This is a genomic window from Xenorhabdus bovienii (assembly GCF_024721015.1).
GTDB classification, from domain to species: Bacteria; Pseudomonadota; Gammaproteobacteria; order Enterobacterales; family Enterobacteriaceae; genus Xenorhabdus; species Xenorhabdus bovienii.
Genome location: NZ_JANAIF010000034.1, coordinates 32,167 through 45,680 on the forward strand (window position 1 = coordinate 32,167; position 13,514 = coordinate 45,680).

General features: G+C 38.6%; 15 protein-coding genes. 3 read left to right on the forward strand and 12 right to left on the reverse strand.

The window, feature by feature from the left end; translation table 11 throughout:
* Position 1: 1 nt before the first annotated feature.
* A complete protein-coding gene (gene ridA / locus NXS07_RS10810) occupies positions 2–388 on the forward strand; it encodes a 2-iminobutanoate/2-iminopropanoate deaminase (RefSeq protein ID WP_038191701.1) in 387 nt (128 codons plus the stop codon).
* A 124-nt stretch (positions 389–512) separates the two neighbouring features.
* Here ridA and NXS07_RS10815 read toward each other — a convergent pair whose 3' ends face one another.
* Together NXS07_RS10815 and bhsA are read right to left on the reverse strand one after the other, a co-directional pair.
* Positions 513–944, reverse strand: a complete 432-nt coding sequence (locus NXS07_RS10815) for a YhbP family protein (protein ID WP_038222991.1) — start codon at positions 942–944, stop codon at positions 513–515.
* 116 nt (positions 945–1,060) lie between these two features.
* The gene (bhsA, locus tag NXS07_RS10820) at positions 1,061–1,312 is read right to left on the reverse strand and encodes a multiple stress resistance protein BhsA (protein WP_038191697.1); all 252 of its coding nucleotides are present in this window, start codon (positions 1,310–1,312) and stop codon (positions 1,061–1,063) included.
* A 277-nt stretch (positions 1,313–1,589) separates the two neighbouring features.
* On the opposite strand from bhsA, the gene NXS07_RS10825 reads away from it, so the two are divergent.
* The gene (locus NXS07_RS10825) at positions 1,590–1,934 is read left to right on the forward strand and encodes a GIY-YIG nuclease family protein (protein WP_065814059.1); all 345 of its coding nucleotides are present in this window, start codon (positions 1,590–1,592) and stop codon (positions 1,932–1,934) included.
* On the opposite strand, the gene NXS07_RS10830 is transcribed toward NXS07_RS10825, so the two are convergent.
* The 5 genes from NXS07_RS10830 to NXS07_RS10850 form a co-directional block, all read right to left on the reverse strand.
* Positions 1,903–2,406, reverse strand: a complete 504-nt coding sequence (locus NXS07_RS10830; protein ID WP_038197464.1) for a GNAT family N-acetyltransferase — start codon at positions 2,404–2,406, stop codon at positions 1,903–1,905. The two genes, NXS07_RS10825 and NXS07_RS10830, sit on opposite strands and share 32 nt — an antisense overlap.
* Positions 2,400–2,780 (reverse strand): ubiquinone anaerobic biosynthesis accessory factor UbiT, encoded by a 381-nt coding sequence (gene ubiT, locus NXS07_RS10835; protein WP_038222992.1) that lies wholly within the window; start codon positions 2,778–2,780, stop codon positions 2,400–2,402. The genes NXS07_RS10830 and ubiT overlap by 7 nt, the downstream gene beginning before the upstream one ends.
* Positions 2,781–2,827: 47 nt before the next feature.
* Entirely contained in the window at positions 2,828–4,000 is a 1,173-nt protein-coding gene (locus NXS07_RS10840) for an MFS transporter (RefSeq protein WP_258086731.1), read from the reverse strand.
* 1 nt (position 4,001) lies between these two features.
* Entirely contained in the window at positions 4,002–4,991 is a 990-nt protein-coding gene (locus NXS07_RS10845) for an iron-containing redox enzyme family protein (protein ID WP_038218744.1), read from the reverse strand.
* Positions 4,992–5,505: 514 nt separating this feature from the next.
* Positions 5,506–6,699 (reverse strand): MFS transporter, encoded by a 1,194-nt coding sequence (locus NXS07_RS10850; protein WP_038222994.1) that lies wholly within the window; start codon positions 6,697–6,699, stop codon positions 5,506–5,508.
* Between the two features lie 124 nt (positions 6,700–6,823).
* Here NXS07_RS10850 and NXS07_RS10855 point away from each other — a divergent pair, with 124 nt between their 5' ends.
* Positions 6,824–7,732 (forward strand): LysR family transcriptional regulator, encoded by a 909-nt coding sequence (locus tag NXS07_RS10855; protein ID WP_038222995.1) that lies wholly within the window; start codon positions 6,824–6,826, stop codon positions 7,730–7,732.
* A 48-nt stretch (positions 7,733–7,780) separates the two neighbouring features.
* Here the strand turns inward: NXS07_RS10855 and NXS07_RS10860 are convergent, their stop codons facing one another.
* The 5 genes from NXS07_RS10860 to wecB are packed head-to-tail and all read right to left on the reverse strand — an operon-like array spanning position 7,781 to position 12,645.
* Positions 7,781–8,566 (reverse strand): SDR family NAD(P)-dependent oxidoreductase, encoded by a 786-nt coding sequence (locus NXS07_RS10860; RefSeq protein ID WP_038195394.1) that lies wholly within the window; start codon positions 8,564–8,566, stop codon positions 7,781–7,783.
* Positions 8,567–8,620: 54 nt separating this feature from the next.
* Complete coding sequence (locus NXS07_RS10865) at positions 8,621–9,409, reverse strand: SDR family NAD(P)-dependent oxidoreductase (RefSeq protein WP_038222996.1); 789 nt, start codon at positions 9,407–9,409, stop codon at positions 8,621–8,623.
* On the reverse strand, positions 9,399–10,676 hold the full coding sequence (locus tag NXS07_RS10870) for a VCBS repeat-containing protein (protein ID WP_038222998.1): 1,278 nt from the start codon (positions 10,674–10,676) through the stop codon (positions 9,399–9,401). Before NXS07_RS10870 ends, NXS07_RS10865 begins: the two co-directional genes overlap by 11 nt.
* Entirely contained in the window at positions 10,669–11,424 is a 756-nt protein-coding gene (locus NXS07_RS10875; protein WP_051862969.1) for a hypothetical protein, read from the reverse strand. Before NXS07_RS10875 ends, NXS07_RS10870 begins: the two co-directional genes overlap by 8 nt.
* Positions 11,425–11,436: 12 nt before the next feature.
* A complete protein-coding gene (gene wecB / locus NXS07_RS10880; protein ID WP_258086732.1) occupies positions 11,437–12,645 on the reverse strand; it encodes a non-hydrolyzing UDP-N-acetylglucosamine 2-epimerase in 1,209 nt (402 codons plus the stop codon).
* Positions 12,646–13,514 lie beyond the last annotated feature (869 nt).

Consider the following 13,514-nt stretch of genomic DNA (forward strand, 5'->3'; position numbering starts at 1 on the left):
CATGTCACGTTCCATTCATACCGAAAATGCACCAGCAGCAATCGGCCCTTATGTTCAGGGTGTTGATCTGGGCAGTATGGTTATCACTTCCGGCCAGATCCCTGTTGATCCAAAAACCGGTGACATCCCTGAAGACATTACCGCCCAAGCTCGCCAATCTCTGGAGAACGTCAAGGCGATCATCGAACAGTCTGGTCTGAAAGTGGCTGATATCGTGAAAACCACGGTATTTGTCAAAGACTTGAATGACTTCGCCACCGTAAACGCAGCTTATGAAGCGTTCTTCAATGAACATAACGCGCCATTCCCTGCTCGTTCATGTGTTGAAGTTGCCCGTCTGCCAAAAGACGTGAAAATCGAAATCGAAGCCATTGCGGTTCGCAGCTAATTCTCTGCTCTCTCAGCTCTGATAGTTTCAGTATCAGAGCTGTGATTTCTTCGATCTTATCTGTCATCAGCGCGGCAAAATAACTTATTCTTTCTTTATGTTAGATCAATTTTTTACGCTGACGTTAACGTTGCCAATTCAGTTTTTTGCCAAAACCAAGGGTGTTATCCACCATTTTGATTTCACTCAGGCTGAGTCGCCAGATAGGGGATTTTGCAGCGAGGGCGACGGGAAAACGACGGCAATAACGTGCTCTGGCAAGAGTTTCGGCTTCGCCTGTCAGCGGTGTGATTTCACCACGGAATTGAATACCTTTGATTTGGGCAATGTTACGGGATTGCCCTGCAACAGTGCCGGCAACTACTGGGTTTTGCTGCATCATCTGGCCGTGGCGGGTATCCGGTTCGGTCATAAACCAGAATGCCATACTATCGGCATCAAACGCATAGAAGCAACTTGCACACCATAGATCTTGTGGTGAGGAAGTGCAGAGAGTGAAGACATGTTGTTTGGCGAGGTATCGGCGGATAGTTAAGAAATTTTCATTTAATTCCATATAGTTCCATACCTATTATATTTACCTATTCATATCAGAACACAACTGGATATTCAGCCAGCCACGTGTTCTGATATTTATATAATCATGCAGGGTCAGTATGGATGCACTATAAATTATTTATAGATTTCAGCAACTCCACTGAGTTTATTCTGACCATTTGCTGAAATAACACGGAAATATGATGCACCCGCTTTATCAGCTTTTTTGGATAACTCAGCGGTCAGACTATCCAGTGTCTCTGCACCAGTAACTGAAACAACCCCAACCTTCTCTCCCTTAGCATATTGCACTTCAGTTGCAGCCATAGAGCCAAATGAAATAGCAGTTAATGCCAAAATAGCGACGATATGTTTTACAGCTTTCATCTTTCGATCCTCAGTTCACTTTTAAATTAGGAGGGCTATCTCTGTGATGTGGATCATGTTATACGCTTCTTATGAAAATGATAATTAGCAATTCTTGCTATACTATTTCAATTATTTTGAATAAATGATGCTGTGATTCCATGCTAGATAGAATATAATTTAAAATAGTTCATTGAGTTATCATGATCAAAAAATGATAATTCAGATTATCACTAAATAATGAATGAATTTTATATGGCAATAAAATCATGCAAATTATTTAATATAAATAATGAATATGAAATCAACCCACTGGTATCTCTATCTGATAAGAACCCGAAACAGCTCTCTGTATACTGGGATTACCACAGATATCGCCCGTCGATTTATGCAGCACGTGTCTGGAAAAGGCGCCAAGGCCTTAAAAGGAAAAGGGCCATTAACATTGGTCTACCACAGTTTGGTGGAAGATCGAGGCATGGCCCTGAAGTTGGAATATCGCGTGAAGAAACTCAGTAAAAAGCAAAAAGAGAGGCTGGTCACTCTCCAACCTGTCTGTATAGCAACCTATTTGTCCGAGATGTTGGTGCCAAAAATAGCTCAGTCAGTCATCACTCATGATCAAAATGGTCAGAATACGTAATCAGACCGTGACAATCTTCCAGTGAGACATCCGCCAACGTGTAGATCTGGAAGTGATCCTCACAATCAGGCCATTGGCAATGCAATTGGTATTCTTTGGCAAGCCTGAAACCAAAACGGCGGTAATACGCAGGCTCCCCCAATACAACAACCGCGCCATAGCCAAACTCGTTTAGACTATCCAGCCCTTCATAAACCAATTTTTCACCGATTCCCTGACGACGGTACGGTTCAGCCACCGCTAATGGCGCTAGCCCAACCCATTGATGATCCTGACCATTGACATCAACAGGAGTGAAACCGACATAGCCAATCACATGACCTTCATCGTCAGTCGCAACAATACCCAGCGTCAACAGACCATCTTCTCTCAATCGATGAACTAACTCAGCTTCTGCCGATGTCTCAAAGGATTGACGTAACAAGCGATCAATACCCATGGCATCGACCGGAATTTCGACCCTGATTAACATGACGATAATGCGCGATCGTGCTGATCAACGCCCTCTTTTTGTCCCGCTTTGATAAATTTAGCCAGACACAATAAACCCAAGCGGAGAATGGATGGCATGGATCCCAGCCTAATGGAATCCACCAAATTTTTCACATGCAGTCCCAATTCTGTATTTCCTTCAATCCTTAAATGATGCTGAAAAAACAGTGTATCAGGATCTTCCCTGCGAGACTCCAAAAACGCCAGTTCTCCCTCAGCCAATGCCTCGTGGAACTGCCAGCCAAGCAGTTGTTCCAGCACCTGACGCGGTAAAGCAAAAGGAGTCACCTTCAATGAAAGACGCAGTAATGTTGGCCCTTGACTGACCAAATGGGAGTGGATTTTACCTAACACAGTTCAGACTCCTTTTTCGTGAAAAGTAACGCGCTTACATCATAAGCCTATTTTTTATCCTTCGAAAGAAGGATAAAAAATAACACAGTCACATTCAAAAAAATCACCATAAACCATGCAACCCAAAAACCTAGAAAATCAGACAATACACCCAGCAATATACTCAGTCCAACAGAAAGAGTGATAAATATCATTTCATTGAATGATAATAATCTTCCTAGAATTTGATTGCCTGCTTCATTCATAATAATTGTATTTCTTATTACCCGAATACGTGAGTGACTTAAAGCAATTAGAAAAAGACACAAATAAACAGAATAAAGATGATTAAAAAAAACAGGTAAAAAAAGACCTATTATAGAGATAGTTCCGAATATGATATAGTTATTTTTTAGTGACAAAGATGATCGCTTTGAACCAATCAAACTACCCATTATAGCCCCTACCCCATATGGAACAACTAACAGCGCGTAATACTGTATCTGCGCATTTATAACATTAAACAAAGCAGGGTATATTGAATTTAATGATACGACACAAATATATGGAAATATTGACAATAGAACAACGTGTCTTTTTACTTCACCATTAAAAAAACCATATCCTATTTTATAAGTATTTTTGATTCCACTATTATTGTCAATAACACGATCAAATTTATCTGCATTATCTTTTTTAACATAAATATTTATAAATAGAGAAATAGAAAAACAAAAAATACTTACAATACAGACATTACTTATCGATTTATCTTCTAAAATAAAGAAGGCCATACCGCCAGACAGAAAAGTAATTCCCTGCCTAATTAATTCAAGGTTTTTATTAGCTTTATAAAGTTCTTCGCTAGAGACAACTCTTTTTATGTAAGTTGCTCTTATTACCTGATCGGATGAACGAATGAATGTAAATATACTTGTAAGTATAATAACGGTGGCTATAAGAACAATTTCATTCAAATTTATATTTGTTAAAAACAAAAAAACAACGCTATTTAAAAGACCTAGAATATAAATATTATTTAACGCTTTTTTAGCAGAGTTTGAATCAATAAAAAAACCTATTTTTGGCAGAATAAAAAAAGTCAATATATAACCTGACGAAAGAACAACAGATACTAACGTTGTTGAATGAAAACTTCCCTCTACAAACCAAGAGATGGCAGTAAAAAAAACTGCCATTGATATACCAGATGTTAAAGCAGAAATTAATATTGGGATCATGTTAAACACCGAAATAGTCGACTCGTTGTCGAGGTATATAATTCCCTTGCTTTGTATAATATTCCTCTATTTCTAAGCATTGCAAGTCAATAGCATGTTTAATATCATGGATTGCATTTAGAACATATGAAACTTCATCAACATCATTAAAGTTAATTAATGACTTAGCTTTTTCCAGAAGCTGAGAATGCCCAAGTTCATAATCTATCTTAGAGTGCTCAAAAAAAGGTTCCAGCGTGCCTTGTGTAAGGTTATACGTTTCATTAATATTATCAATAGCAATCTTTACTTCATTTTCATCATAATCATGAGATTCAATAACTTTTGCCACCAGAAATACAGATTCAGGATATTGACCAAACAAATTTTTCATCATATTAATAATATTTGAAGTCGAGACTAAAGGAATAGACGTTTCTACTTCCTCTTTTCTCATTCCCATTTTTAATAAACATCTCAACATAAATATTTCATGTCCAGTCTCCTGTAACTGATACTCTTCCAATATATTTTTCACACTCTCATTTGTCGTGCTTTTTATAGCAGAAGATATTGTTTCCGGAAATAATTTAATATAATGATAGTTTTCCAGCATAAAACCTAACAAGACATTATAGCTTACGTCACCATATAAAAATTTATTGAATAAATGTGTCTCTTCTATTTGCTCTGCCCACATCTCACAGGCAATAATGATCTTATCAAAAAAATTTTCTTCACTGACAATTTCTTCATTCCTTAACATTCCTATTTCATGAAGAGATGAAATTATGTCAACAATTCTATCTTTTGGCATTCCTGTTTTCTCATGGATATCTGTTATTGTATTATGCCCAGTACAATATCCTCGTATTGTAATAAAATCTCTTGCATCATTTGAGTCTACTTCATACAACCCTTTGGTAAAACGTAAATAATATTCATCGTCTTCATTTTGAGTCCATAAATTATGAATAAATTTAGGTTTTTCTAAATAATTCTTACTAGCCATAATGAGGCTCCTAGATTAGATGAAATATGGAGCCAGCATATTTGCTGGCTCCAACTCAAAAAATTAGCCGCATGTTGCTCCACCTAATTTTTTATTACTTTTTTTACTTACTTTTTTCATTTTCATAAATTATCTCCTGAGTCTAGTTTGATTGTCTGAACCAATCAGACAATTGTACATTACTTATACAAATTTCAAAAATCAAACCAGATTTAACATTTTGTTAAAATGTAAGATACAGATCACAAACAAGTATAATGTTCATATTAAAAACAGCGTCACTATTAAATATATAATAATCAGAATTAGTGAAATCATTTAAATAAATAATAAAAACAAATAATGACTTTATTTTATAAATTTCATTAGAAAAAATTCCTGATACGAAATGAAATATTCCGCAATTCCTCATTGACGCGATGTAACGGATTTCTACCTCAATCTATTGATTGAAGCCGACCCTGTAGTACAGAGGTCGGCAAATAATATACTGAGGGAGAGCTTAATGGGATAATTATCGTGATTCAGGGATTGAACGTTGCTCACGCATAGATGGAATAACCATTTGCCAGACAAGGGATACGATGGCCAGTACACCCGTCACTGCCCCTACCCATGTTAATGTTTCTAATCCCCACTCTCGTACTGTTGCGCCACCAATCACAGAGCCTAGAACGACTCCAGCATTAAAAGCCGCGATATTCATTCCTGACGCGATATCCATTGCATAGGGTGTGTGACGTTTCGCTAGCATGAGTATCCTTGACTGCAATGGCGGAATTGCTCCATAAGTGGCCAATCCGAGTAGAGCCGTCAAGCCAATCATCAGTAGAGAATGGGTCAGACTAAAACTCATAGCGGCAAGCACAACCGCAATACCGACAAGAAGAATAAGTGATGCGAGATCCATTCCTTGTCGATCAGTCAATCGCCCACCCCAAACCGTACCAACAGCAGCGCCAATACCATAAGCAAGCAATACTCCACTGGCTGTTTCAACACTTACTCCTGTAATACTCAGTAGTATAGGGGTAATAAAGGTGTACAAAGCAAATGAAGCGGTATAGGAAAGCATTGGAACACTCGCCCCTGCCAGTAAACGTCGATCAAAAAGTATAGTGAGATGACGCCAGCTAGCAGATGTCTTCACAATCTGCTCTCCGGCATCTTTTGGCATTTTAAATCCAATACCAAGCGTTCCCAGCAACCCGCAGGCTGAGATAATTAAAAATATAACTCGCCAATCCAATATACTACCAAGCCAAGTTCCGGCCGGCACCCCTAAAGACATGGCAATGGTAACACCACCGAATACCAAAGCAAGGGCTGTTCCGGCACGTTCAGGTGGAACCAGTCGAGTCGCAACACCGGAAGCCACAGCAAAAAAGACCCCGTGTGCCAAACCAGATAACAAGCGTGCAGCTAAAAGAAGAGCCAAGTTTGCTGATGCGGCTGCTAGCAGATTTCCAAGAGTGAATACCAACATCGCAGTAAGCAGTAAGCGTTTCCTCGACCAATTAGATGCCAGTGCCGTCAAAACAGGTGCCCCAATCACAACACCTAATGCATAGGCTGTCACCGTTAACCCGATACTGGTTACATCTGCGCCAAGATTTACTGACATCACAGATATCAGTCCAATAGTGATGAACTCCGTAAACCCTATCGCAAATGCACAAAGCGAGAATACATATATCACGAATGGCATTAAAAACTCTCCTTATACGCTCAAAACGCGCCAACCTGAATTCAAAGTAAGTAATCAGTATCAGGCTTCCATTTAGTGCAATAAATATTCATAATGGATAAAAACTTATGATAGGACGTCACTAATGGTACTTCGTAACCTTGAAGACCTAAGTGTATTTATCAGAATCATCGACACAGGCAGTTTCACTGCTACCGCTCAAGCCTTGGGACTGTCTCCCACAACTGTCAGTAAACAGATTGCACGTCTGGAGAAAAATCTTGGCATAGTTCTCTTTGTACGAAGTACCCGTTCATTGCGCATTACACCTGAAGGCAAAGCAATCGCTGAAAAAGTGAGGGCGGCGCTGACACTGGTGGAAGAAGCGGCTGAAATTGCCAAGGATGGAAGTGAATCTCTCACAGGTTTGATTAGACTTACCGCGCCAGTACCGCTTGGTCGAACTTATGTCGCGGCAGCAATTGCAGAGTTTAGAAAAAAATATCCATCAGTAGGATTCACCTTGCATTTGACAGATAAAATTGTTGATCTTTATAAGGTCGAGATGGATTTAGCTATCAGAGTCGCAAATTTAACTGATTCAGGTTTAATTGCCAGGCGCTTAACAGATAACAAACGAATTTTAGTCGCATCACCTGATTACCTCAGGCTGCATGGCGAACTTCAGCACCCAGAAGAGCTGATTAACCATAATTGCCTGCTTTTTTCCGCCTCTGGAAATAAGAGTACAATATGGTCACTTCACGATAGGAAAGACACCAAAGCTATCTCACTCTCAAGTGATTTAATCGCTAATAATGGTGATGTCTTGCGAACTTGGTGTACGGCAGGTTTAGGTATAGCACTGCGAGAAACATGGGATGTAGTCGATTTAATTCGCTCAAAAAAACTCACCCAGATACTGCCAGAATGGCAAGAAGAAACCTCTCCAATTAATGTCGTGAGAGCCGGAAAACGGCCTGTTCCGCAACGCATCAAAAGCTTCATCGAGTTCCTCACCGAGGAATGGAGAACTCCCCCGTGGGATAAATAACTGAACAAGCCGGTAAACTGATAATCATCCCGACTTGTTCCTGCCATCTTACAAAATACTTTGAATGACGCCACCATCAACACGCAGGGCAGTACCTGTTATTGCAGACGCTAGTGGTGAAGCTAAAAAGAGAACAGCATTAGCGACTTCTTCGGCTGTGGCTAACCGACCCAGCAACGATGCGGGACGTGCTGTTTCAATAAAGCGTTTTCCTGCTTCTTCCATTGAAAGTGTTGGGTCCGTGATAAGTTCCCTGACAAATCGCTCTACCCCTTCACTTTCAGTGGGTCCAGGTAAAACGCTGTTGACAGTGACTCCTGTTCCTGTAGCGGCTTGTGCGAACCCTCTTGCTGCTGCGACTTGAGCAGTCTTGGTCAGGCCATAATGTGGCATTTCTACCGGGATTTGTAAGGCTGACTCACTTGAGATGAATACCACACGTCCCCATCGTTTCCCAATCATTAGTGGAATGTATGAACGTGCCAGACGAATTCCACTTAGGACGTTAATATTAAAATAATTAAGCCACTCATCATCGCTAATTTCAAAAATTGGCTTAGGAGAAAAAATTCCGGCGTTATTAACCAGGATATCAATATCCGGAAAATTTTTGTTAATGAGTTCACAGCCTGCTTTGGTGCCAACATCAGCAGCTACAGTAAAAACGCGATCCAAGCAGTCAAATTTATTAACCGCCTGTATGAGCCTCTCTTCACTTCTTCCATTCAAAATGACAGAAGCACCAGCCTTATGCATACCCTGAGCAATAGCTAATCCAATCCCTGCTGTCGAACCTGTTACTAATGCAATTTTCCCTTTTAAATTTATATTCATATAACCCTCTATTCATCTTCTGTAAGCAAAATGAGTCTTAACCTATTTTTTTAATTAGATAAAAGGAGTCACTCCGCCATCGACTAAATAATTTGCCCCAGTGATGAATGCAGCAGATTCTGAGGCCAAAAATAAGAGCAAAACCGCCACTTCTTCAGGTTGCCCTAGCCTACCAACAGCGATATCAACTTCTTCAATATAACGTTGCAAAGCTTCTTCACGTCCAACCTTATACTTTTGTTCAAGCTGAGTTATCAATCCTTCAGGTTTATCGTAAATAGAGGTATGAATAAAAGCAGGAGAAATAACATTAGATCGAATGCCATATTTGCCAAACTCCCTTGATATCACCTTAGACAGAGTTAGAACTGAAGATTTCAAGATACTGTAATCAGGGAGAATCAAATTTGGCATTAATGCTGCTTCAGAAGCGATGTGGAGTAAAATACCCTTTTTCTGATTACACATATAAGGTAGTACACCGCGAGCCATTCGGATGTAGCCAAGCAGATTGGTTTCGATTGTAGAATTCCAGTCGTCATCGGTTACATCAAGAAAACTTTTCCTCGGTTCTACTAATGCAGCATTATTAATCAGGATATCTATCTTCCCAAATTGACTGATGGCTGTATTGATAAGACCATCAATATCTGAGGGATCTCTGACATTAAACTGATAAGGAAATAGGTATTCCCCTCCCTGCAACTCATAAAGTTTCTCAAGGTTAATATCCCCTCCTATAACATACGCCCCCGCATTTAAAAATTCCGTGGTAGCAGCAAGCCCAATACCTGTACCTGCCCCAGTGATTATTACTGCTTTACCCGCTAAACTACGCTCCATCAGTATCTCCTACAGTAACATCTCGTTTGATCTGGTTAAGATGTACAACGATTCGTGCTTGTTTTGCGACAAAATAATTTGGTACTGAATAGGCAATAGTTGCGAAGTCAAGCTTTCCATCTTGATTGAAGTCCGCCGCCGCTATGCGAGCAACTGATTCACTGGAAACACGCCAACGTGTAAAAATACCTCTCGATAGGTCAATGGCTTTGTAGTAAAAAACGCCTTGCCAAGGCCACGGCCCTCTTAAAGCAACAAGGAACTCATCATCGCCATCACCATCAAAATCTGCACAAAGAACTTGATGCCCAGGACCTTCTCCATTTTCATTAGGATCACCAAAAACATCCAATATGAAACGTTTCCAAGTCGCCAGTTCAGCGGGAGTGCCCAGTTTATCTTTAACATAGACAGCAACCGTATTACCGTGGAATGGCTCAACTGCCGCGACATAAGCGAAGGAATCGCCACCTGCACGTCCCACATCAAGGTCACCGCTACCACGAAAGCCAGTACTCTCAAATTGTGTAAGTTCTCCTACGCCAATTAATACTTTGATCCATTGCGATTTTTGGTCGTCATAATAAAGCCAAGTAATTCCTTCATCTGATGCCAGTAACAATGAATCACGATCCGATCCAGGGATCAGCCCACGTTTTTTCTCCGCGCCATGAATCAAACGGAAAAATGTGTTCTCAATGATCTCCATTGGCCATTCATTGGCTGTTTTTACATTATCGGGTTTTGTGAATAAAACCACCGGAAGTAGTGAATGGATATTTCCGTGAGGAACAATGGGAAGCCCTAAAATCTCAAGGCGATCAGTTTGAGTAAAAAAACCTGCTCGTAAACGATGCATTCCTGTTGTACGACCAACATAGTGACGCTCCCAACGCTCAGATTCGACAAATTCAGATCCGGGATTCTCAATCCAGTCTATTTTGCCTCCGGTGGGATTTGCATCGTAAAGTGTACCGCCAGGGCCATACAAGTCATAACAGACGATGATGTCTGGATAGCCATTGCCGGATACATCGGCATAATCCCCACCTACAGGCATTCTTATATTATCGACGACAAGGTGCCGCTTCCAATCAGGGTTACGGTACCAATATATTTCACCTAGAGAAAGACCATATCCAAAAAGGTCAAATAAACCATCCTTATTTATATCTGGTGCTTCAAGCCAATATCCATCTCGTAATTGATCAGCGACAAGAACTTGTTCAAAAATAGGAATCGGTAATTTCGAATAGTCATTAGTCATATTGCCCTCCAATAATTGGGTGATATTCTACTGCCAGCCAAATACAATCGGTTTCTGCGTAATATTGATGCCATGGATATTCAAATTCTGTGCAACTCAAAGCAGAACAAAACGGAGGAGTTGTCGTGAACCCAGGATACATTCCAATATCTTCATAAAGTGTATTAAAGTCTTTATCTTTGAACTTCTGCATATGCCCAAGACCAAATATTTGTGTATGGATCTCAATAAAAGGGTGCTCACGGTGTATTTGGCAATGCGTTCCGGCTGACGCAAACCACAGATTAGTCTTAACGATAAATCGTGATGTGTGTTCGATTTTGTCTAATTTCGATTTCTTTGAAAGATAATAAGGTAAAAAATTAACATTTATTTCAGCTGTAAAATCTTGTGGAGAACGCCATAGGTTTATATCAAAATTCCCTCCATCCTTATTTCTTTCTGTCCTTTTGAAAAATTTAGACCACTGTGATTTCCCACATAATTCTTTAGCTGAAAATAATTTATCCGTATCAAAAAACAATAATAGATCACCACCAGAGAGATCAACATTACGTAGTTTCGTTGATGTCATTGGTAGAATATTATCTTTTTCGAACTCATCAATTAACGCAGTTTTATTTCCTAAATTAACAACAATAGCGGAACCATCAAGAGATAGATTCCCTTCATCAAAGACAACTATAGAGGGTAACAAGTCATTTGAAAATGTTAATAATCTTTGATGGTTAGTACCTTTTATTTTCATTCGATTTCTCCATCATAAGATAGATGATATTAAAGGAGATATCTTTGTTAAAGAGGGGGCTGGTGTTAAAGAAGATTGTTTCAGCCTATTTATTTCCTTGCCGCTTAAGCATCCTCTGTTAAAAAATTGGTCAATAGCATCAAGAATTCTATGTGTCGATTTTCCATCGCCATATGGACAGCCACCAGCCACAAAACGATCGTACACCTCTTTATTCGAAAGTACTTCTCGTACAGAATTAACGATTTCCATTCGATCATTACCAACTAATTTTGCAGAATTTGAGAAAATTGCTTCTGGACGTTCTGTAATCTCACGCAGTATCAGCGTAGGCTTACCAAGAGCCGGACCTTCTTCCTCAGCGCCACTGCTGTCGGAAAGAATCACATCCGCACGCAACATCAACCGAACAAAGCCAAGATAAGGTAAAGGCTCCAAGAGGGTTATATTAGGATGTTTCTGTAATAGGGGAAGCAAAGCGTCTCTGATGATAGGGTTCTTGTGTAACGGAACCACCACACGTACATTTGGCAACGATGCGACATCAGCCAACGCTTCGGCTATTTGAGTCAGCTTAGACCAGCTTTCACGACGATGTGTAGAAGCCAGAATAATACGTGAACTGTCACGTTCAATATCGTCAAGAACAGTATTATTAAATTGATTTACCTTAGGAATACTCCAATGCAATGCATCTATCACTGTATTTCCGGTGATCGCAATAGAATCGGCAGAAATTCCCTCATGCAGAAGATTTAAATAATTCCCTACAGTAGGAGCAAGATGCAGTGAACTTATCTGTGAGACTAGACGCCGATTACCTTCTTCAGGAAAAGGAGAATAGGGGTTTCCACTACGTAATCCAGCTTCAATATGAATTACAGGGATTTTGTTTTGGAAGCCAAATAATGCTCCGGCAACAGTGGAGGCAGTATCTCCATGTACGACAATGGCATCAATTTCCTGCATCACCGGAAGTTTAGATAACCCATCTAATATTCTATGTGTCACACCAGAAATAGTTTGCCTTTCGCGCATAACTTTCAAATCTGCGTCTGCGGTTATTCCAAATACCGAAAGAGTAGAATGTAGCATCTCATTATGTTGCCCGGTGGATATAAGAATGGGGTCAAAGCGTTCATCTTTACGCATTTCTATAATTGGAATAGCGCACTTAATAGCTTCAGGTCTCGTCCCTATCACAAATCCAAGTTTTAACATTATAATTATCCTTTATATTTGTAAAATATCAATTTTTATTATTTGTAAAAAAATTAAGATAATTTTTCTTTGTTTTATATAGGAAAATCCTGGGAAAAATTAATCAATATCAGAATCCTTTATAATCTTACCTCTCATCAATTTACTCTATTCTCAATCATAGCATTGACATAAAAATAAACACTTTAATCGTTATTTAACATACCTTATTTAACATAGTTTTGATATTAACTTAAATACACAGAAACTTGCATTAAAGTATAAGAAATTCTATTATGAATTTTCGTCATAAATGTAAATAATAAGACCATTTATAAAAATAAAAATCATAACAATATGGTTGCATTCCTTATATTAACTAGAAAAATAAATCTAACAAAAAACATTTAACATTTAACATTTAACATTAAATGTTAAATGTTAAATGATTATAAAAGAATGAAATTATAAGTTTAAAATTATTATATAATATATAAAATAGAAATAATAAGTTCTCATTAGTTTAATTTTCAGTTTTTATGCGTTATGGTGACATCATCTATAGCAATGACATATACAAATTAATGTCCATGTAAAATATTTCATTATAGAATAGTCAATAATTACAATAGAAAACAATTTAGTTAATAAAAATTTACATAATTGATTATTTTAATAATTAATAAATTTACAGATGATTAAACAGCAACGATACGTAACAATAATAATTATTACAAATAAAAATTAATTAACATCGGTATTATTTATTTTATTCAAAATAAATATGCATTACAAATGAGATGATGAAATCAAGGTAGTGTATTCAATATAGAGATTATTGTTAAAATAGATAATGCTCACGCTCAATGAATGTACCCATGATCTTGTCA

What these genes read in the sequence shown, in the direction of transcription:
- ridA (WP_038191701.1), top strand. Translation starts at nt 2, where the DNA reads ATGTCACGTTCCATTCATACCGAAAATGCACCAGCAGCAATCGGCCCT.
- NXS07_RS10815 (WP_038222991.1), bottom strand. Translation starts at nt 944, where the DNA reads ATGGAATTAAATGAAAATTTCTTAACTATCCGCCGATACCTCGCCAAA.
- bhsA (WP_038191697.1), bottom strand. Translation starts at nt 1,312, where the DNA reads ATGAAAGCTGTAAAACATATCGTCGCTATTTTGGCATTAACTGCTATT.
- NXS07_RS10825 (WP_065814059.1), top strand. Translation starts at nt 1,590, where the DNA reads ATGAAATCAACCCACTGGTATCTCTATCTGATAAGAACCCGAAACAGC.
- NXS07_RS10830 (WP_038197464.1), bottom strand. Translation starts at nt 2,406, where the DNA reads ATGTTAATCAGGGTCGAAATTCCGGTCGATGCCATGGGTATTGATCGC.
- NXS07_RS10840 (WP_258086731.1), bottom strand. Translation starts at nt 4,000, where the DNA reads ATGATCCCAATATTAATTTCTGCTTTAACATCTGGTATATCAATGGCA.
- NXS07_RS10845 (WP_038218744.1), bottom strand. Translation starts at nt 4,991, where the DNA reads ATGGCTAGTAAGAATTATTTAGAAAAACCTAAATTTATTCATAATTTA.
- NXS07_RS10850 (WP_038222994.1), bottom strand. Translation starts at nt 6,699, where the DNA reads ATGCCATTCGTGATATATGTATTCTCGCTTTGTGCATTTGCGATAGGG.
- NXS07_RS10855 (WP_038222995.1), top strand. Translation starts at nt 6,824, where the DNA reads ATGGTACTTCGTAACCTTGAAGACCTAAGTGTATTTATCAGAATCATC.
- NXS07_RS10860 (WP_038195394.1), bottom strand. Translation starts at nt 8,566, where the DNA reads ATGAATATAAATTTAAAAGGGAAAATTGCATTAGTAACAGGTTCGACA.
- NXS07_RS10865 (WP_038222996.1), bottom strand. Translation starts at nt 9,409, where the DNA reads ATGGAGCGTAGTTTAGCGGGTAAAGCAGTAATAATCACTGGGGCAGGT.
- NXS07_RS10870 (WP_038222998.1), bottom strand. Translation starts at nt 10,676, where the DNA reads ATGACTAATGACTATTCGAAATTACCGATTCCTATTTTTGAACAAGTT.
- NXS07_RS10875 (WP_051862969.1), bottom strand. Translation starts at nt 11,424, where the DNA reads ATGAAAATAAAAGGTACTAACCATCAAAGATTATTAACATTTTCAAAT.
- wecB (WP_258086732.1), bottom strand. Translation starts at nt 12,645, where the DNA reads ATGTTAAAACTTGGATTTGTGATAGGGACGAGACCTGAAGCTATTAAG.